The organism is Streptomyces sp. JNUCC 64 (assembly GCF_054484115.1).
On record NZ_CM137015.1, the window covers coordinates 125,487 to 144,316 of the forward strand.

17 protein-coding genes are annotated in these 18,830 nt (G+C 75.5%); 9 read left to right on the forward strand and 8 right to left on the reverse strand.

What is annotated here, in order from left to right; genetic code table 11:
- Positions 1 to 107: 107 nt before the first annotated feature.
- From ACVWNX_RS00485 to ACVWNX_RS00495, 3 genes are all read left to right on the forward strand, one after another.
- Positions 108 to 1,385 carry an MFS transporter gene (locus ACVWNX_RS00485; RefSeq protein WP_454411824.1) on the forward strand — a complete coding sequence of 426 codons (1,278 nt, stop codon included), beginning with the start codon at positions 108 to 110 and terminating at the stop codon, positions 1,383 to 1,385.
- A gap of 56 nt (positions 1,386 to 1,441) precedes the next feature.
- Complete coding sequence (locus tag ACVWNX_RS00490; protein WP_454411825.1) at positions 1,442 to 1,957, forward strand: GNAT family N-acetyltransferase; 516 nt, start codon at positions 1,442 to 1,444, stop codon at positions 1,955 to 1,957.
- A gap of 190 nt (positions 1,958 to 2,147) precedes the next feature.
- Entirely contained in the window at positions 2,148 to 3,020 is an 873-nt protein-coding gene (locus ACVWNX_RS00495; RefSeq protein ID WP_454411826.1) for a hypothetical protein, read from the forward strand.
- 36 nt (positions 3,021 to 3,056) lie between these two features.
- On the opposite strand, the gene ACVWNX_RS00500 is transcribed toward ACVWNX_RS00495, so the two are convergent.
- Positions 3,057 to 4,451, reverse strand: a complete 1,395-nt coding sequence (locus ACVWNX_RS00500; protein ID WP_454411827.1) for an alpha/beta fold hydrolase — start codon at positions 4,449 to 4,451, stop codon at positions 3,057 to 3,059.
- A 175-nt stretch (positions 4,452 to 4,626) separates the two neighbouring features.
- On the opposite strand from ACVWNX_RS00500, the gene ACVWNX_RS00505 reads away from it, so the two are divergent.
- The gene (locus ACVWNX_RS00505; protein ID WP_454411828.1) at positions 4,627 to 6,150 is read left to right on the forward strand and encodes a serine/threonine-protein kinase; all 1,524 of its coding nucleotides are present in this window, start codon (positions 4,627 to 4,629) and stop codon (positions 6,148 to 6,150) included.
- On the opposite strand, the gene ACVWNX_RS00510 is transcribed toward ACVWNX_RS00505, so the two are convergent.
- Positions 6,144 to 6,629: an FxLYD domain-containing protein gene (locus tag ACVWNX_RS00510; RefSeq protein ID WP_454411829.1), complete on the reverse strand. Its 486-nt coding sequence runs from the start codon at positions 6,627 to 6,629 to the stop codon at positions 6,144 to 6,146. The two genes, ACVWNX_RS00505 and ACVWNX_RS00510, sit on opposite strands and share 7 nt — an antisense overlap.
- A 163-nt stretch (positions 6,630 to 6,792) precedes the next feature.
- A complete protein-coding gene (locus tag ACVWNX_RS00515) occupies positions 6,793 to 7,608 on the reverse strand; it encodes an SAM-dependent methyltransferase (protein WP_454411830.1) in 816 nt (271 codons plus the stop codon).
- Positions 7,609 to 7,934: 326 nt separating this feature from the next.
- Here ACVWNX_RS00515 and ACVWNX_RS00520 point away from each other — a divergent pair, with 326 nt between their 5' ends.
- Positions 7,935 to 8,819, forward strand: a complete 885-nt coding sequence (locus ACVWNX_RS00520) for an N-formylglutamate amidohydrolase (protein WP_454411831.1) — start codon at positions 7,935 to 7,937, stop codon at positions 8,817 to 8,819.
- On the opposite strand, the gene ACVWNX_RS00525 is transcribed toward ACVWNX_RS00520, so the two are convergent.
- From ACVWNX_RS00525 to ACVWNX_RS00535, 3 genes are read right to left on the reverse strand one after another with little or no spacing between them, the layout of a single operon-like run.
- A complete protein-coding gene (locus tag ACVWNX_RS00525; protein WP_454411832.1) occupies positions 8,789 to 9,070 on the reverse strand; it encodes a hypothetical protein in 282 nt (93 codons plus the stop codon). The genes ACVWNX_RS00520 and ACVWNX_RS00525 overlap by 31 nt on opposite strands.
- Positions 9,067 to 9,738, reverse strand: a complete 672-nt coding sequence (locus tag ACVWNX_RS00530) for a sigma-70 family RNA polymerase sigma factor (protein ID WP_454411833.1) — start codon at positions 9,736 to 9,738, stop codon at positions 9,067 to 9,069. Before ACVWNX_RS00530 ends, ACVWNX_RS00525 begins: the two co-directional genes overlap by 4 nt.
- Complete coding sequence (locus ACVWNX_RS00535; protein WP_454411834.1) at positions 9,735 to 11,297, reverse strand: sodium:solute symporter family protein; 1,563 nt, start codon at positions 11,295 to 11,297, stop codon at positions 9,735 to 9,737. Before ACVWNX_RS00535 ends, ACVWNX_RS00530 begins: the two co-directional genes overlap by 4 nt.
- A gap of 355 nt (positions 11,298 to 11,652) precedes the next feature.
- Here ACVWNX_RS00535 and ACVWNX_RS00540 point away from each other — a divergent pair, with 355 nt between their 5' ends.
- From ACVWNX_RS00540 to ACVWNX_RS00555, 4 genes are all read left to right on the forward strand, one after another.
- Positions 11,653 to 11,844, forward strand: a complete 192-nt coding sequence (locus tag ACVWNX_RS00540) for a DUF3311 domain-containing protein (protein WP_454411835.1) — start codon at positions 11,653 to 11,655, stop codon at positions 11,842 to 11,844.
- A 159-nt stretch (positions 11,845 to 12,003) separates the two neighbouring features.
- Positions 12,004 to 14,154, forward strand: coding sequence for a carbon starvation CstA family protein (locus tag ACVWNX_RS00545; protein WP_454411836.1), 2,151 nt, complete (start codon positions 12,004 to 12,006; stop codon positions 14,152 to 14,154).
- Entirely contained in the window at positions 14,151 to 14,522 is a 372-nt protein-coding gene (locus tag ACVWNX_RS00550) for a YbdD/YjiX family protein (RefSeq protein WP_454411837.1), read from the forward strand. The genes ACVWNX_RS00545 and ACVWNX_RS00550 overlap by 4 nt, the downstream gene beginning before the upstream one ends.
- A 124-nt stretch (positions 14,523 to 14,646) precedes the next feature.
- A complete protein-coding gene (locus ACVWNX_RS00555; RefSeq protein WP_454411838.1) occupies positions 14,647 to 15,570 on the forward strand; it encodes a hypothetical protein in 924 nt (307 codons plus the stop codon).
- A gap of 157 nt (positions 15,571 to 15,727) precedes the next feature.
- Here the strand turns inward: ACVWNX_RS00555 and ACVWNX_RS00560 are convergent, their stop codons facing one another.
- Together ACVWNX_RS00560 and ACVWNX_RS00565 are read right to left on the reverse strand one after the other, a co-directional pair.
- Positions 15,728 to 17,647 carry an ATP-binding cassette domain-containing protein gene (locus ACVWNX_RS00560; RefSeq protein ID WP_454411839.1) on the reverse strand — a complete coding sequence of 640 codons (1,920 nt, stop codon included), beginning with the start codon at positions 17,645 to 17,647 and terminating at the stop codon, positions 15,728 to 15,730.
- A complete protein-coding gene (locus ACVWNX_RS00565; RefSeq protein ID WP_454411840.1) occupies positions 17,644 to 18,576 on the reverse strand; it encodes a phosphotransferase enzyme family protein in 933 nt (310 codons plus the stop codon). The genes ACVWNX_RS00560 and ACVWNX_RS00565 overlap by 4 nt, the downstream gene beginning before the upstream one ends.
- Between the last annotated feature and the right edge of the window lie 254 nt (positions 18,577 to 18,830).

Consider the following 18,830-nt stretch of genomic DNA (forward strand, 5'->3'; position numbering starts at 1 on the left):
CGCACCCGCGACCGGACGGGCAGGTGTCGGCGCCCCGACGGCGCCACCGGTCCGCGACCGGCCGCCCCCGGGGCGCACGCACCACGGACGGACGACGGAGGGGGACGGTGAGGCTCAGGCGCGCGCTGCTCGACGTCACCCCCCTGCGGTCGTCCGCGCCGTTCCGGCGGCTGTGGGCCGGACAGGCGCTGTCCGCGCTGGGCGGCCAGATGGCCCTCGTCGCGGTGGTGTTCCAGGTCTGGGAGAGCACCGGCAGCCCCGTCTGGACGGGCGCGGTCGGTCTGGCACAGGCGCTTCCGCTCGTCCTGCTCGGGCTGTTCGCCGGGGCGCTGGTGGACCGGGTGGACCGACGGCGGTTCTCCCTGCTGATGACCGCCGGACAGACCGGGTGCGCCGCCCTGCTGGCCCTCCAGGGCCTCCTGGCGCCGCTGCCGCCCGCCGGGCTCCTGGTGCTGGTCGCCGCGCAGTCCTGCTTCGTCGCCGGGAACGGGCCCGCCGCGCGTTCCTTCCTGCCGCTGCTGCTGCCGCCCGGACAGCTGGCCGCGGGCATCGCCCTGCACCGCGTCTCCTTCCAGGGCGCCACGCTGGCGGGCCCGGCGCTGGGCGGGCTGGTGGTCGCCGGACCCGGGGTCGGCGCCTGTCACACGATCGACGTGCTGACCTTCACGGCCGCGCTGTACGCCGTCCACCGGCTGCCCCGGCTCACCACCGGAGGCGAACCCGCGCGGCCCGGGGTACGTGGCGTCCTCGACGGCCTGGCCTTCCTCAGTCGCGCCCCCGCGATCCGTGGAGCCCTGCTGACCGATCTGGCCGCCACCCTGTTCGCCATGCCGGTCAGTCTGTTCCCCCTGGTCAACGAGGAGCGCTTCGGGGGCGATCCCCGCACCCTGGGACTGTTCCTCACGGCCATGGCGGTCGGCGGGGTGGTGGCCTCGGCCCTCTCCGGCACCTTCACCCGCTCGTCCCGGCCCGGTCCGGTGATGCTCGCCGGATCCGCCGTCTGGGGGGTCGCCCTCGCGCTGTTCGGCGCGGTGTCCCACCCCTGGGCGGCGCTGGCGTGCCTGGCCCTGGCGGGGGCCGCCGACACCGTGGCCGTGGTGGCCCGGAGCACGATCATCCAGACGCACACCCCCAAGGAGCTGCTCGGCCGGGTCACCGCCGCCGAGCAGATCGTGGGTCAGGCGGGACCCGACCTCGGCAATCTGCGCGGCGGGCTGGTCGCCGAGGCGACCTCCGGGACGACGGCACTGGTCAGCGGGGGTCTGCTGTGCGTCGGGGCGGTCCTCGCCATCGGTGCCACCGGCTCCGGCCGGCGCCGGGCGGGGGACGCCGCCCCGGAGCGGAAGGCGGACCGGGGCGGAGAGGCGGAGCCCCTCCGGGGGTGAGACCATTCCGCCTGGGCCCTGCCCGTGCCCACACCCCAGAGAGCGGACCGACCTGCATGAACGCACAGACCGACTGGACCACCCGGGTGGAGACCGACGCGGACACCGCCGCGGTCCGCGCCATCAACCTGGCGGCCTTCGGGACTCCCGCCGAGGCGGACCTCGTGGACGCGCTGCGCGAGGACCCCGCCTGGATCGACGGGCTGTCCCTGGTGGCCGTCGGCACCGGGGGCGAGCCGGTCGGGCACGCGCTGCTGACCCGCTGTCACATCGGAGCCGTCCCCGCCCTGTGCCTGGCCCCGGTGGCGGTCCTCCCCTCCCATCAGCGGACGGGGGCGGGCGCCGCCGTCACCCGGGCCGCGCTCGCCGCCGCCGACCGGCTCGGGGAACGGTTCGTCGTCGTCCTCGGGCACCCGGAGTACTACCCCAGGTTCGGCTTCGAGCGGGCCTCCGGACACGGGATCAGCATCCCGCTCGAGGTACCGGACGACGCCCTGATGGCCCTCGCCCTGGACCCGGAGCACCCCCTGCCCGGCGGGGTCGTCCGCTACGCGGCGCCCTTCGGCATCTGAAGTCCCCGCTCCCGGACCGGTAACGGGGCGCGGGGTCCCACCGCGCGCCCCGCCGACCGGCGGGCGTCCACGTGTGACGAGCCCACCCGCACCGGACCACGGGCACGGGCACGGAAAGCCTCCACGGCGCGCCCGACACCTCGCGTACCCTGCGTCGACCCGCCCGACACGCAGGAGGAGAGCGCTCATCGTGACGCCCGAGACGGACCCGGCGACCGGCCCCAGCGCGTGGGACGCCTCGCTGGACCACGCCTTCGCGATCCTGCTGGACGGAAGGCCCGCCGCCGACCCCACCGCCCGGTACGGGGTGTACCACGCCTCGGACCCGTTCGACGAGTTCCTGTTCCCCAACCCCTGGGCCACCCCCGGTGCCCTGGCCGCCCGGGAGCCGGCCCGGCTGCCGGACGCGGACCAGGAGGAGTACCCGTTCTCCCCCTGGGCGTGGCGGTTCGACCTGGGCGGGTCCCTGTTCTGGTTCGACGCCCACCTCCTGGCCGGAACGGGCCTGTGGGGCGAGGGCGGGCACAAGGGGCCCCGGCCGTTCGACGACGCCTTCGCCGCCGCCCTGCGGGCCGTCTCCACGGTCGACGAGGACGGCCGGGCGCTGGCGCACGGGCGGGAGCTGGGACCGCTGCTGGAGCGGCACGGGGTCGATCTGACCCGCCCGGGGTCCGAGAAGCTGAACGGCTGGCTGGGTGTACTGCTGCGGGTGGCCACGGACGGCACCCTCACCGACGCGATGCGGGCCGCGACCTTCACCGGGCGCGGCCCCGGACACCTGGTGCCGGTCCACGCCCTGGGCTACCCGCGCTCCGCGGAGGAGCCCTGGGAGGAGCGGCTGGGCGCGGTCGCGCCCCCCGGGCTCCGTGACCACCTCCGCATGCTGTGCCTCGGCGAGGACGACGCGCGCGGCGGGGGCGGCCACTACCTGGGCGCCGGCGTCTGGCCGTCCACCCACGCCCTGGAAGCGGTCGGCTGCTCCCTCGTCGCGGGCTGGGGGTTCGGCGAGTCCCAGGCCGGTACCGCCGTCGTACGGCTGCCGGACCGGCCGGAAGCGCGCTAGCCGCTCCCGGCCGCGCCCCGACCGGCGCGTCGCGGGTCAGGAACGGGACCCGACCGGGCGGCGCATCACGGTCCGGGGCCAGCGGTCGAGTCCGTGCTCCGCCTCCCGTTCCCGGATCTCCCGCAGTCCGGGGGTGAGTTCGTCCCCGGTGAGCGGGCGGAAGCCGATCCGGGCGTAGTAGGGCGCGTTCCACGGGACGTCGGTGAAGGTGGTCAGGGTCAGCGCCCCGGCGCCGACGGCGACCGCGTGGGCCTCCGCGTGGTCCAGCAGCGCCCGGCCGACACCGCGCCGGGCCGCGTCCGGGTGGACCGACACCTGCTCGACGTGGAGCGCGCCGTCCACGGGTTCGGCGAGGAGGTACGCCACCGGCGCGCCGCCGTCCGGGGCGGCGACCCAGCAGCTCCCCCGGGCGGCGAACCGGGCGAGTTCGGCCAGTGTCGGGGGGTCGTCGGCGGCGATCTCCGGCATCCCGGCGTCCGCGAAGGCCCGTCCGGCGGCGGTCTCGATCTCCTGGAGGCGCGGCAGTTCCCCGCGCCGCGCGGGCCGCAGCACGAGGCCGGTCGGCCCGGTGGGCTCCTCCCCCACCGGTTCCCCGGCCAGGAAGGCCGTGACCGCCCGGACGAAGGGTTCCGGGGCGTCCAGCCAGGGGTAGTGTCCGGCGCCCGGCAGGACCACCAGCCGGGCCCGGGGGAAGAGTCCGGCGCACTCACGGGCCGCCCGGGGCGACGGGCCGCCGTCCAGCTCCCCGGCGACGACCAGCACGGGCGCCTCCAGACAGGCCAGCGCGGCCCGCGCGGCGGCCGGGTCGAAGGCTCCGGGGCCGCCGTAGCGGAAGGCCGCCTCCGGATGGCGCTGGGCGCGTTCGGCCGCCGCGTGGGCCTGGGCCTCGGCGTCCCAGCGGCCGTACAGGGAAGGGTCGACGGCCTCGCGGTCGGCCCAGGTGGCGGTGCCGGACCAGACCCGCTCCCACGCCTCGTACGCGGCGGGGTACCAGGGTTCGCCGACGCGGAGGGCCAGCGCCGCGCGCCGGTCCTCCCGGGTGTCCGGGACCCCGAGCGCGCGGGCGGGGGCGGCGACGAGGACCAGGCGGCGGACGCGGTGCGGATGGCGGACCGCGTACGACAGCGCCAGGTCGCCGCCCGCCGAGTGGCCGAGGAGGTCCACCCGGTCCGGGCCCAGCCGCAGCCGCAGCGCCTCCACGTCCCCGGTCTGCCGGTCGCAGCGCTGGGTCGCGGGGTCGGCGGGGTCGGCCGAGTCCCCGGTGCCCCGCAGATCGAGCCGGACCAGCCGGTGCCGTGCCCCGAGGCCGCCGAGGTCCCCGAGGTAGCCGGAGTCCTGCATGGGGCCGCCGGGCAGACAGAGCAGCGGCTCCCCGGTGCCGGAAGGGTGGTAGGCGAGGCGCGTCCCGTCGGGGGCGGTGAGATCGGGCATGGGGCGATCATCGGGCGTGGAGACGGTCCCGGGCAAACGGGAAACGGACGGGCACGCCGGGCGCGCGGACCCGCCCGGCGGGGCGTCCCCGGCACCCGCCGCCCGTGCCGCTTCGCCGGAGGGCCGCCGCTCGTCCTACCCTGGCCCCGGAGAAGGACGGCGCGGAGGGGGAACGGTGGGCGCGCCAGGCGACATCATCGACGGACGGTTCGAGCTGCTGGAGCGGCTCGGCAGCGGCGGCATGGGCACCGTGTGGCGGGCCCGGGACACCACGCTGGGGCGCGAGGTCGCGCTGAAGGAGGTCAGGGCGGCGGGGGCGGGGCTCTCCGGGGAGGACCGCGCGGTGCTGCGCGAGCGGGTGCTGCGGGAGGCCCGGGCGCTGGCCCGGATCCGTCACCCCCATGTGGTGACGATCCACCAGACCGCGCAGCCCCGGCCGGTGCCCGGCGTGGACGAGGAGCCCCAGCCGTGGCTGGTGATGGAGCTGTTGCCGGGGCGGACGCTCCAGGAGCGGGCGGCCGAGCGGCCGATGACCCCGGTGGAGGCCGCGCGGCTGGGCCGTCAGGTGCTGTCAGCGCTGCGTGCCGCGCATCGCGCGGGGGTGCACCACCGGGACGTCAAGCCCGCGAACATCATGCTCCGCGAGGACGGTTCGGCGGTGCTCACCGACTTCGGCATCGCCGCGCTGCGGGACGCGGGCACGCTCACCCTCACCGGGCAGCTGGTCGGCTCGCCCGAGTACATGGCCCCCGAGCGGGTCCGGGGCGCCGACGACGATCCCGCCTCCGACCTGTGGTCGCTGGGGCTGGTGCTGTACGTGGCGGTCACCGGGGTGAGCCCGCTGCGGCGGACGACGACCTTCGCCACGCTGACGGCGGTCCTGGAGGATCCGGTGCCGCCGCCGGAGCGGGCCGGGGCGCTGGCCCCGGTGCTGGAGGCGGTGCTGGTCCGCGACCCCCGCGAACGGCCCGACGCGGCCCGGCTGGACGCGCTGCTCGCCGAGGTGGAGAGCGGCCGGACGCCCGAGCGGCGGCCGACGGCGGTGGCCACCGCCGTCCCGCCCCGCGTCCGGGGCGTCGGGCCGGGGCCGGTGCCCACGCCCCGCCCCGACGCCCCGGCCCGGTCGAGGGTGCCGGTGGTGGTGGCGACGGTCGCGGTGGTGGTGGCGCTGGCGACGACCGCCGCGCTGGTCCTCACGCTGCGCGACGGCGGCCGGGACGGCGAGGCGTCCCGGCCGCCCGTCACGGAACGGGCCCGGAGCGGCTCGCCGTCGGCGGCCTCCCCGTCGCCGTCCGCGCCCGCGTCCCCGTCGCCCTCCGCCCCGGCGGCCCCCTCCCGGAGCGGGGCGGCGGACTCGGGGCCCGGCGGGACCTGGGTGGCGCAGCTGGCGTCGGTGGGGAAGTCCCGGGGGGACGCGGCCCGGCGGGAGCAGGCGGCGCTGCTGCGGGAGAGGGGGCTGTCCGGGGTCCGGGTCCTGGACAGCGGCGGGTTCGCCTCGCTGCGCCCCGGCTACTGGGTGTTCTACGTCCCGGGCTTCGCCGACGGGCGGGAGGCGGTCGCCTACTGCCGGGGCAAGGGGCTGGTGACCCGGGACTCCTGTGTCGGGCGGTACGTCAGTGACGATCCGGCGGACTTCGCCCTGCAGTGCTACCCGACGGCTCGGGGTGTCCAGTCGGGCAGCACCTGCGCCCGTCAGTAACGGACGGCCCGTTCGACCTCGGTGCGGACGGTTCCGGACAGGGTGCGGGTGCTGCGGGCGGTGGCGTCCTTGGAGCCGCCCCCGGGCACGTCGGACACGGTCACGGCGACGGTGTCCAGGAGGTTGCCGCCGGAGTCCCGGAACGTCACCTGGACGAGGAAGGACTTGGCGTCGTCGGTGGTGTTGCGGGCGGTGGCCTTGACGGTGACCCGTCCGTCGGCGTCGGTGTCCTGACCGGACAGCTTCACCGCGTCGCGGGCGTCGACGCCGTCCTTGATGCCGTCGATCTGCTGTTGGACGGCGGCGGACGCCGAGGCAGCCGCCTCCGCCGCGCGGGAGGCCAGGTCCGCGCCCGCCGAGGCGGCCTGGGAGACCGCGCCCGAGGGGGAGGTCGTGCCGTCCGAGCAGCCCGTCGCGGTGGCGGCCAGCGCCGCCGCCAGGGCGACGCCCGTGACACCCCGTCCGAAGTGCGCCTTCACGTGCCGCCTCCCGGTGGTGGTCCGTCCCCGCCCGTCCCCCAGTCAAGGAGCGGGCGCCGCCGTCCGCACCTCCGGACCGACCGGACGGGTGAGGACGGGCGCGCGGGACCCTCGCGGGCTCCCGGGCCCGCACGGCGGCGCGGACGGGCCCGGAGCGGTGCGGTCAGGGCTTGCGGCCGACGCCCCCGTAGGCGTCGATCTCCGGGTCCTCGTCGCGGTCGGGGTCCGGGTGCCACCGGGTGACCGGCACGATCCCGGGTCCGAGCAGTTCCAGTCCGTCGAAGTAGGCCGTGATCTCCTCGGGGGAGCGCACGTAGTAGGGCACCGCGCCGCTGGCGTTGTACGCCTCGGAGGCAGCGATCATGCCCTCGCTGGTGGCGGTGCTGTCGCAGACGACGAGGTAGCTGCCGGAGGGCAGGCCCGCCAGGAGGTCGGCGATCAGGGCGCGGGCCCGCGCGGGGTCGGCCACGTGGCCGAGGGTGTTGAGGATCATCAGGGCGACGGGCCGGGTGAGGTCGAGGGTCTCCCCGGCGGCGGCCAGGACGGCGTCGGGCCGGTAGAGGTCCGCGTCGAGGTAGTCGGTGCGGCCCTCCTCGGTGCTGGTGAGCAGCGCGCGGGCGTGGGTGAGGACCAGCGGGTCGTTGTCGACGTAGACGATCCGGGCGTCGGGGGCGATCCGCTGGGCGACCTCGTGGGTGTTGTCGGCGGTCGGCAGACCGGTGCCGATGTCCAGGAACTGACGGACGCCCAGGTCGCCCGCGAGGTGGCGGACGGTCCGGCCGAGGAAGTGGCGGCTGGTGCGCGCCACGTCGACGAGTCCAGGGAAGATCTCCTTGATCTGGTCCCCGATCTCCCGGTCGGCCTCGTAGTTGTCCTTCCCGCCGACGAAGTAGTTCCAGAACCGCGCCGAGTGCGGCTTGGTGGTGTCGATCCGGGCGCGTATCTCCGCTGCCTCGCGCATCGGGTCACGGTCGGACACGGGGATGCCTCCTCCAGGACGTGGGCCGGACGGTTCGCCGGTCCCGTGCGCCGCCGCGTCGGCGGGGACGCGCGGTCCCGTCCATGGGGGCAAATGGGCGTACGGGCTTGCGATTTGGCCAGTATGGCACGGTGCCGGGCGCTTCACCGGTGCTTCGCCGGGACCGGGGCGGGGCGGCGGACGGCGGTCCCGCCGTCCGGCCGGACGGCGTCCGTCGCTGGTCCGCCGGGTGGAGGGCGCCCGGCGGGAGCGGCGGACGGGGCGGTGGGCGCGGGTGCGGGCGTCCCGTGCGCCGGGACCGGGGGCGGCCGTGACAGGCTGGGACCATGCCCTCCGCCGCCGTTGCTCCCGACGCCCCCGTCCCGTCCTTCCGGCTCCACCCGGGCGATCCCGGTTCCCCGGTGATCCTGCACGTGCCGCACTCCTCCCGGGTGGTGCCGCCCGGGGTCCGCGCGGACCTCCTGCTGGACGGGCCGGAGCTGGAACGGGAACTGGACCACCTCACGGACGCCCACACCGAGCGGATCGCGGAGCTGGCCGCCGGGTCCGCCGCGCTCACCCCCTGGCGGTTCGTCAACGGGCTGTCCCGGCTGGTGGTGGACCCCGAGCGGTTCCCCGACGAGCGCGAGGAGATGCTGGCGGCCGGGATGGGCGCCGTCTACACCCGCACCAGCCACCGGGCGCCGCTGCGGGCTGCGGACTTCGACCCGGGGCCGCTGCTGGAGCGCCACTTCCACCCCTACGCCGAGGCGATGCGCACGGCGGTGGCCGACCGGCTCGCCGCGACCGGCCGCGCGGTGATCGTGGACGTGCACTCGTACCCGACCGCGCCGCTCCCCTACGAGCTGCACGGGGAGGGGGAGCGGCCGCCGGTGTGTCTGGGCACCGACGCCTTCCACACCCCGCCGGGGCTGACCGCGCTGGCGCGGACGGCGTTCGACCGGTTCGGCGGCACCGGGCTCGACAGTCCGTTCGCGGGGACGTACGTGCCGCTGGCGTTCCACGGGCGGGACGCCCGGGTGAGCGCGCTGATGGTGGAGATCCGCCGTGACGTCTACATGACGGAGCCGGGCGGGGCGCCGCACGACGGGCTGACCGCGCTGGCCGGGGCGCTGGCCGCACTGGTGGACGGGGTGGGCCCGGGGGCCGCTTGGGGGTCCGGGGCCGTGCCCGGGGGCGGTCAGCTGCCCGGGGCGACCGGTGGGGCGTAGGAGGCGGGTGAGCGCTGGTCGTTGAAGATGACGCCGGAGGCGGCGGGCGCGTTGTTGAGCACCCAGAGTCCGACCAGGGTGGCCAGGGTGAAGACCACGGCGACCAGCGCGGCGAGGACCAGCCGTCGGCGCCGTTCGCGCCGCAGCCACGCGCCGCGCGCCGTGCGGTAGGCGTCGGGCGCCGGACGCACCTGGTGCGCCACGGCCTCCAGTGCCTCGCGCAGTCTCCGCTCGGTGTCGGGACCACTCATCTGCGGGCCTCCATCGCCTTGGTGAGGGCGGCGATCCCCCGTGCCGTGTGCGTCTTCACCGAACCCGCCGAGATGCCCATGGCGTCGGCTATCTCGGCTTCCTTGAGCCCCATCCAGTGGCGCAGGACGAGCGCCTCGCGCTGCCGGGCGGGCAGCCGCCGCACCGCGGCGATGAGCACCCGCTGGTCGTCCTGGAGGAGCGCGTCGTGCTCGGCCGAGGCGGCGGCGGCCCGGAGGGGGGCGGGCGCCTCGGTGTGCCTGCGGACGGTCTGGAGGTGGCGGATGCGCATCCGGGTGAGGTTGCAGACCACGGAGCGCAGATACGCCTCGGCGCGGTCGGTCTGCCGGATCCGCCGCCATTTGCGGTAGAGCTGGTAGTACGCCTCGGCGACGATGTTCTCCGGGTCGTCGGCGCCGAGGAGGGTGGCCAGCCGCAGCATGGCCGTGTAGTGCTCGCCGAAGAGTCCGGCCAGGGCGAGGTCCCGTTCCCGGTCGGGCAGTTCGCCGGGCGGCGCCCCCGGGGGTCCGGGCGGGCCCGTCGGCGGGGCGCCGTCGGGGAGCGCGGTGCCCTCCTCCGGGCCGGGCACGGACGCCGTCGCGGCCGGTCCGGGCGCCGGTGCCCGGTCGGCGAGGGTGAGGGCGCGGCCCGCTCGTCTCATCCGTCTCATGTGCTGCTCGCTCCTGTTCCGGGGCGGCGCCTGAAGGCCAGGCCGGGCGGTAGGGCGGTGGTGTCGGCGCCTCGGACGACGCCGGAGCGGCGCAGGACGGGGGTGGCCGTCACGGCGACGAGGAGGTTCGCCAGGAGTGCCGCGAGGCCCGCGTAGACCTCCACGGTGTGGCCGGTGGGGCCGAGCGGCACCACCGGGGAGAAGCCCTGGTGGACCACCAGCCAGGTGCCGAGGGCCATCCCCGCCGCCCAGCCCGCGAGCAGGGCCCGGGGGTGCAGCCAGCTGGTGTAGAGGCCGACGGCGACGGCGGGGAAGATCTGGATGATCCAGACCCCGCCGAGGAGTTGGAGGTTGATGGCGGCCTGGTCGCGCAGCCCGAAGACGAAGGCGACGGCGCCCACCTTGGCGATGAGCGAGACCCACCGGGCGATCCGGACCTGCCGTTTGGGGGTCGCGGTGGGGTGGACGTACTCCAGGTAGACGTTGCGGACGAAGGAGGTGGCGGCGGCGACGGACATCACGGCGGCGGGGACCAGGGCGCCGACGGTGATGGCGCCGAAGACGAGCCCCGCCACCGGGGGTGACATCAGCAGGTCCACCAGCAGCGGCACCGCGGCCTCCGCTCCCCCGGCGGTGACCTGGACCTCCTCGGCGACCGCGGCGATGCCGAGCAGGCTGAACAGGGCGAGGACGGCGATCCAGGCGGGCAGCGCGATGGTGACCCGGCGCAGGGTGTCCGGGCCGCGGGCGGCGAACGCGGCGGTCAGCAGGTGCGGGTACATCACGGCGGCGAAGGCGGAGCCGAGGGCGAGGGAGGCGAAGGCGGTCTGCTGGCGGGGGGCGAGCAGCAGCGCCGAGCCGTCGGCGCCGCCGGGGTCCATGTGGTGGGCGGCGCGTTCGAAGACGGCGCCCGGTCCCCCGAGGTCGTCGAGGACCAGCCAGACCGCGAGGATCACCGAGGCGAAGACGGCGACGCCCTTGAAGGCGGCGATGACGGCGGGCGCCCGCAGTCCGTAGCGGAAGGTGGCGACGGCGAGACCGGCGAAGAGGACGACCATCGCGAGGTCGGCGGTGAGCGCGTCGGTGTCCACTCCCCCGGCGGCCAGGACCGCGCGGATGCCGAGGAGTTGGAGCGCGAGGTACGGCATGGTCGCGAGGATGCCGGTGAGGGCCACGACCAGGGCGAGCGGCGGGGAACCGTAGCGGCCGCGCACGAAGTCCGCGACCGTGACGTAGCCGTTGCGGGCGCAGACCTCCCAGAGCCGGGGCAGCAGCACGAACGCCAGGGGGCAGGCGATGATGGTGTAGGGGAGGGCGAAGAAGGCCGCGGCGCCGTTGCCGTAGGCGAGTCCGGGCACGGCGGTGAAGGTGTAGGCGGTGAAGAAGGTGCCGCCGACCAGCAGCCAGGACCAGCCGGTGCCGAGCTGGCGGTCGGCGAGCGCCCAGCCGTCCAGGGAGGGCAGCCGCCCGGTGGGGTGGAAGCGGCGGGCGACGACGGCGAGCAGCGAGGTCGCGCCGACGACCGCGAGGTACGCGACGAGCGTGCCGTCATCGGTCATCGTCCACCCCGTCCGTGCCGGTGCCGCCGGGTCCCGCGCGCGGCGCGGGGCCGGGTCGGCGCCTGTGGTGCTGCTTCCCGTCGGTCCGGGCGGGAGGAGCGGAGCGGGCCGTCCGGTCGGCCCGCCGCGTACCACCGCGCCCGTGTCACCCGCGCGTGGCGTTCCGAAGACGGCGGCGTGGCGGGGAACTTCGGGAGAACCGTCCGAAAATCCACCACCGAGGCTGTCAACCGAACCGGGGGCGTCGGCAACTCTTGCACAGACCGGAGCGGTACGGGAGCGGGGGGACGAGGAGGAGCCCGTGGCGGGGGACGGACAGACGCAGCATTCCGGCCGTATCACCGCACGGCGTGTCGTGGCGGCTTCCTTTCTGCTCCTTCCCGTCGTCGCGTTGGTCTGGGTGCCCTGGTACGCCGGTGCGCGGCCGGAGCTGGCCGGGGTGCCCTTCTTCTACTGGTACCAACTGGCCTGGGTGCCGGGGTGCGCGGTGTCGTTGCTGGTCGCGCATCTGCTGACCCGGGACAGCAGGGGTTCGCCCGGTTCGTGAACCGCGTCCCGGGCCCGGCCGGGCGGCGGGGCCACCGGCGGGGAACGGGGTGATTCGTGTGCGCTTTCCGTGAGTTCCGTGAAGTCCGTGACCGGTGGGACGTCAGCCCGGTATGTCTGCCCCTCGTCACGTCCTCCCTGCGAACAGAAGGATTCCTCCGTGTCCGGAACCCCCACGTCCCCCTCCCGGCTCCGCTGGAAATCGGTCCTGATCTGGTCCCTCGTCGCCCTGGTGGGCGCGGTCGCCTGGGGGGTGCTCGCGCTGTCGCGGGGCGAGGAGGTGTCGGCGATCTGGCTGCTGGCCGCCGCGCTCGGCTCGTTCGCCATCGCGTACCGCTTCTACGCGCGGTTCCTCGCGCGGCGGGTGCTGCGGCTCGACGACACCCGGGCCACCCCGGCGGAGCGGTTCGACGACGGGGTGGACTTCCAGCCCACGGACCGCCGGGTGCTGCTCGGCCATCACTTCGCCGCCATCGCGGGCGCCGGGCCGCTGGTGGGGCCGGTGCTCGCGGTGCAGATGGGATATCTGCCGGGGACGCTGTGGATCGTCGCGGGCGTCATCTTCGCGGGGGCCGTGCAGGACATGGTGGTGCTGTTCCTGTCGATGCGGCGGGACGGCAAGAGCCTCGGGCAGATGGCCCGGGACCAGCTCGGCCGGGTGGGCGGGACGGCGGCCCTGCTGGCGGTGTTCGCCATCATGATCATTCTGCTGGCGGTGCTGGCGCTGGTCGTGGTCAACGCCCTGGCGCACTCCCCGTGGGGCACCTTCTCGGTGGCGATGACCATCCCGATCGCCCTGTTCATGGGGTTCTACCTGCACGTCCTGCGGCCCGGGCGGGTGCTGGAGACCAGTGTCATCGGGGTGGCGCTGCTGCTGCTCGCGATCGTGGGCGGCGGCTGGATCGAGCACTCCTCGCTGGCGGAGACCTTCACCCTGAGCCCGACCACCCTGGTGGTCTGTCTGGTGGCGTACGGGTTCGTGGCGTCGGTGCTGCCGGTGTGGATGCTGCTGGCGCCGCGCGACTACCTGTCCACGTTCATGAAGATCGGCACCATCGTGCTGCTGGCCGCCGGGGTGCTGATCGCCGCCCCCCGGCTGAACGCCGAGGCGGTGACGTCGTTCGCGTCCTCGGGGGCGGGGCCGGTCTTCGCGGGGTCGCTGTTTCCGTTCCTGTTCATCACCATCGCCTGCGGCGCGCTCTCCGGCTTCCACTCCCTGGTGGCCTCGGGCACCACCCCGAAGCTGATCCAGAAGGAGTCCCAGGTCCGGATGATCGGCTACGGGGCGATGCTGATGGAGGCGTTCGTCGCCGTCATGGCGCTGATCGCCGCCGCGGTGCTGGACCCGGGGCTCTACTACGCGATGAACGCGCCCGCCGGGCTGCTCGGTTCCACCGTGGAGTCGGCGTCCCAGGCGGTCGCGGGGCTCGGGTTCACCATCTCCCCGGAGGAACTCGCGGCGGCGGCCCGGGCGGTGGACGAGAGCAGCCTGGTGGCCCGGACCGGCGGCGCCCCCACCCTGGCGGTCGGGATGGCGCAGATCTTCTCGGACGTCATCGGCGGCGAGGGACTGAAGGCGTTCTGGTACCACTTCGCCATCATGTTCGAGGCGCTGTTCATCCTGACCACCGTGGACGCGGGCACCCGGGTCGGCCGGTTCATGCTCCAGGACATGCTGGGCAACGTCTTCAAGCCGATGGGCCGGGTCGACTGGAAGCCCGGCATCTGGTTCGCCAGCGCGGTGGTGGTGGCCGGATGGGGCTACTTCCTGTACGTCGGCGCCACCGACCCGCTGGGCGGCATCAACCAGCTCTTCCCGCTCTTCGGCATCGCCAACCAACTGCTCGCGGCGATCGCGCTGACCGTGGCCACCACCCTGCTGATCACCTCGGGGCGACGGCACTGGGCATGGGTGACCGGCGTCCCGCTGGCCTGGATCGTGACGGTGACCTTCACCGCGAGCTGGCAGAAGGTCTTCTCCGAGGACCCCCGGGTCGGCTTCTTCGCCCAGCGCGAGCGGTTCTCCGAGGCGATCGACGCGGGGAAGGTGCTGCCGCCCGCGACCTCGATGGACGACATGCGCACGGTGGTCACCAACTCCACCGTGGACGGCGTGCTGATCGTGCTGTTCGTGCTGCTGGTGCTCACCGTGCTGGTGAACGCGCTGGTGGTCTGCGTCCGCGCGGTGCGCGCCCCGGAGCACGCCCTGACCACCGAGACCCCGCACGTGCCGTCCGCCATCGCCACCCCGCAACCGGCCCGGGCGCTGGCGGGCGCCGGGTCCCCGGCCGGTTCCGGGGACGCCTCGTGACGGCGCCCCCGGCGGGCGCCGCCGGACCCCGGACCCCTGGCTCCGACGGGGCCGCCGCGGACGGTCCCGGGCAGCGCGTCCCGGGCTCCGGCGGATCCGGGACGGACGGTCCCGGACACCGCGTTCCGGACGCCGGCGGGCACGGCACCGGCGCCGGCGGGCGCGGCCCGGCCGGCGCCGGGCCGGCGCGCCGCGCCCTGCGCTGGATCCACTGGTACCTGCGCGAACTGACCGGCGAGAGCGCGTACGAGCGGTACTGCGCGCGCCACCGCGCCGACCATCCGGGTGCTCCCGTGCCCACGCCACGGGAGTACCAACGTCTGCTGGCCGCCCGACAGGAGGCCGCTCCCCGATCGAGGTGCTGCTGACTGCGTCTCCCGCACCCGTACCCTCACCACCCTCACCGCCCCCTCAAGAACCGGGCGCCGCGTGGACCGCGCGGCGCCCGCCCTCCCCCACAGAGGACAAGCGATGTTGCGACGAAGCAGAACGGTGCGTATCCGTCCCGAGCTGGACGACCGTGAGCTGCGCCAGGTGCTCATGGACATCCGGCCCATCCATCAGCTCCAGGGGCTCGGCGCCGACCGGACCCGACCGGCGTGGCAGCCGGTGGCCGACCTCCTCGACGCCACCGGACAGGACTGGGACCGCCGCACCCACCGGGTGCTGGTGCTGTCCCGGGTCCTGTCCCCGGCGGCCGTGGACCACTGGGTCGACTACACCCCCGACAACCCCGACGCGGTGGTGACGCAGGCGTGCGTCCGGGCCCGGCGGGCGGCCTCCGATCCCGATCTGACGGTGGACGAGGCCCAGACGCACTGCGTCCGGGCCGCCCACGCCCACCCCCGGGACCCCACCCCGCTGATCGCCCTGCTGGACCTGATGCGGGCGTCCCGGACCCCGTCCCGGCACGCGGCGCCCATCTGGCGGGAGATCGTGGACCGGGACCCGGCCAACCGCACCGCCCACCACGTGGTGCTGCGGTACCTCTCGCCCCGCAGCCACGGCTCGGTCAGCGACATGACGACCTTCGCCTGGCACTCGGCGTCCCAGGCGCCACCGGGCTCCCCGCTGGCGCTGCTGCCGCTGGCGGCGCGCGCCGAGCACTTCGCCCACGCCCTGGAGGCGGGCGGGACGCGGGCGCTCGGCGCGCACCGGATCTGGCACGAGAAGGCCGCGGCCGGTGAGCTGGAACTCGCGCTGGGGCACTGGTTCCACGCCCCGGCGCCGCCGCACGCCGAGGCCGTCTCGGATCTGAACCTGCTGGCCTTCGCCCTGGTGCGGGCGCGCTGGCTGGCGGAGGCGGCCGAGGTCTTCCAGCGGGTGGGGCGCCATATGACGATGTTCCCCTGGGACGCGCTGGAGGATCCGGTGAAGGCGTTCACCTACTGGCGGGACCGTACGGGCGCGGCCTGACCACCGCCCCGGGCGCCGCCGACGGCGGTGGGACCACGACCCCACCGCCCGTCCGGCGCGCGACGACCGGGCCCGCGCCCGCCGACCGGAGGCCGCGCGGGCGAGCGGGACGGCAGGGCCCGCCGCCCCGGGGCGCCGCCGTCCGCGCCGCTCACCGTCATCTGTCCTGGGAGAGGGTCAGGAGTTCCGCGAAGAGTCCGCCCGCGCCGACCAGTTCGTCGTAGTGCCCCTCCTCGGCGATCCGCCCGTCCCGCAGCACCACCACCCGGTCCGCGACCCGGGTGTTCTCCAGTTGGTGGGTCACCACCAGGGTGATCCGGTCGGCGGCGATCTTCTTGATCTCCTCGAAGATCCGGTGTTCGCCGCGCGCGTCCATCTGGGAGGTGGGCTCGTCCAGGATCAGCAGCGCGGGCCGCCGGTACAGCGCCCGGGAGCAGGCCAGCCGCTGCCACTGACCGCCGGACAGCTCATGACCGCCGAAAACCTCGCGGGCGAGCAGGGTGTCGAGGCCGTGGGGCAGTTCCTCCACGGCGCCGCGCATCCCCACCGCGTCCACGGCCCGCCACACCTGTCCGTCGTCATGGCCACGGGGCTGACCGAGGGTGACGTTCTCCCGGACGGCGAGCGGCCACTGGGCGAAGAGCTGCGGGACGAGACCGGTGTGCGCCCAGACCCCGTCCGGGTCGGCGGTGGCGAGGTCGGTGCCGTCCCAGCTCACCGTGCCCCGGTCGGGCAGCAGGACGCCGGTGACCAGCCGGGTCAGCGTGGACTTGCCGGAGCCGTTCTCCCCGACGATGGCGACGATCTCCCCGCGCCGCAGGGTGAGGGTGAGTCCGTCGAGGGCGGGGCGGTCCTTGCCGGGGTAGCGGTGCACCACGTCGTCCAGGCGGATCTCGTGCACCGGGGCGGTGATCACGGCCGGTCCCCGGGCGGGCGCGTGCTCCTCGGCGAGGTCCAGGAAGGCCCGCATGTCCGCCAGGTAGAGGCTGGTGTGGAACATCTCGGCGCCGCCGCGCACCAGTTGGGTGAGCGCGGCCAGCGAGGTCTGGACGGCGACCACCACGGTGGCCGCGACGGCGAGTTCCACCCGTCCGGTGACCGTGAGCCAGGCGAGTGCCGCCCAGGTCAGCAGCAGGAAGAACCCGCCGAGCGCGGCGGCGACGAGGGAGATCCGCAGCACCCGGGGGGCGGCGCCGAGGGTACGGCCGTCGATCCGGTCGGACAGGCTGCGGTACCAGAACAGCAGGTAGCCGGTCATGCCGTTGGCGCGGACCTCGTCCCCGTACCGGGGGGCGGTGGACCACCAGCGCATCATGCCCCGGACGTTGCGGTCGCCGAGGTTGGCGGAGTGGGTCGCGTAGTCAACCCGGGCCGAGAGGACCGCCCCGGCCCCGGCCGGGAGGACGGCGAGCAGCAGCAACGGCAGCATCAGGGGGTGCAGCACCGCGAGGACCCCGCAGGCGGCGACCATCCGGACGGCCGCGGCGAGGAAGTTCTGGCCGTCGCGGACCAGGGTGGTGGTGCGGACCGCGCCGACCTCGGCGGCCTCCTGTCGCTCGGCGAAGCCGTCCGTGCCGTAGGCCGACGCCTCGACCCGGCAGACCGCCTCGACGAGCGCGGTGTCGGCGGCGGTGCCGAGCCGGGGGCTGACCCGGTCGTCGGCGTACCAGGCGAGGGCGGTGGCGATCCGGCCGACGGCCGCCGCGACGGCGATGACCAGCAGGGCGGGCAGCATGGCGTGCAGCCGGTCGGGGACCGGGCCGTCGGCCACCAGTGCCCGCATCGCGCGCGCGGTCGCGGTGAGCAGGACCGCCGCGGCCGCCCCGGTCAGCACCTGGCAGGCCAGCAGCAGGAGCACCGCCCGGTGGTCCGCCGCCCAGGCGAGCCGTCCAGTGTGGGCGAGGACCGAGGGCAGCCGGGCGCACAGTTCCCGGAAGCCGACGTCGCCGAAGGGGCTCTTCGCGTGCTCGCCCTGGTAGCGGATCTCCGCCGGGGGCGGTGGCGGTGGTGGGGCGGGGTCGGCGCCGGTCTCCGGGGGGCCGTCCGTTCCACCGTCCGGGAGGGTGAGCGTGCTCATGCGAACTCCCCCTCCAGCAGCCGGTCGAGGGTGCGCCGTCCGCGCGCGGTGATCTCGTCGTCGCCCTGTTCGGATCCCCAGACGAGGGCTCCGGCGGCGTCGAGGGCGGCGAAGCAGCGCAGGGCGTGCCGTTCCTCGGGGCCGGGCCTGCGGCCGTAGCCCGCCAGGAACGCGGCGCGCAGGGCGGGACGGTCGGCCCAGGGGCCGGAGGCGAGGCGGACGAAGTCCAGTACGGCGGGGGCGAAGCGGGTCCGTTCGAAGTCGATCAGGGATGCCTGACCCGCGGCGGACCACATCACGTTCCTCGGCTGGAGGTCGCCGTGGACGAGGGCGAGCGGCAGGGGTCCGAGGTGCGGGAGGTCGCCCACGAGGGCGCGGGCCAGGGCCCGTTCCCGGCGGGTGGTCCGGTCCCCGCAGCGGTGCAGCAGCCGTTCGAGGGCGTGGGGGGCGGCGTCGAGTTCGTCCCTCGCCTCGGCGCGGTGGCGGGGGGTGAGGTCCCCGGCGGTGTGGAGGCGGGCGAGCAGCGCGCCCGTCTGACGGTACGCCTCGCGTTCCTCGGCGGGGGGCAGCCGCAGTTCCCGCAGGGGGTGGCCGGGGACGGCGGTGAGCAGCAGCGCCAGGTGCGTGGCCTCGGAGTCGAGCAGTTGGGGGGCGCCGCCCGTGGGCAGGGCGGGGAGCGCGTGCCGGTAGGCGAAGGTCTCGGCACGGTAGGCGGCGGGGCCGCGGGCGGTCTTGAGGACGAACCGGGCGGTCCGGTCGGGCCGGGTGAGTTCCCAGACGCGTCCGGAGCCGGAGGCGTCGACGGAGATGTCGCGGACGGTTCCGAAGGCGCCGACCGTCCGCCGGGCCCAGTCGTCGAGGGAGTCGGGCAGGTGGTTCAGTAGCCGCATGCGCACCGCCTGGAGAAGCGGCGTGGTGAGGACGCGCACGTACCTGACACTACGTCAACAAGATGCGGCGGGGAGGGCGGGGACGCCCTAGGTCGGTCGAACACCAGATGAAGGCCGGGGTGACGGGGAACGGGATGCACGGGATCTCCCTGGGTCGGGGAACGATGTCTGACGTCAGGAGAACGCACCAGATCAGCGGCGCGTCACGCTCACTTCCGGACGAATCCTCGACCGAAAGTTCGAAGGGCGCTCCAGGGGCCGCCCACGCCCGGCCGCGCACCCGTAACGCGGCG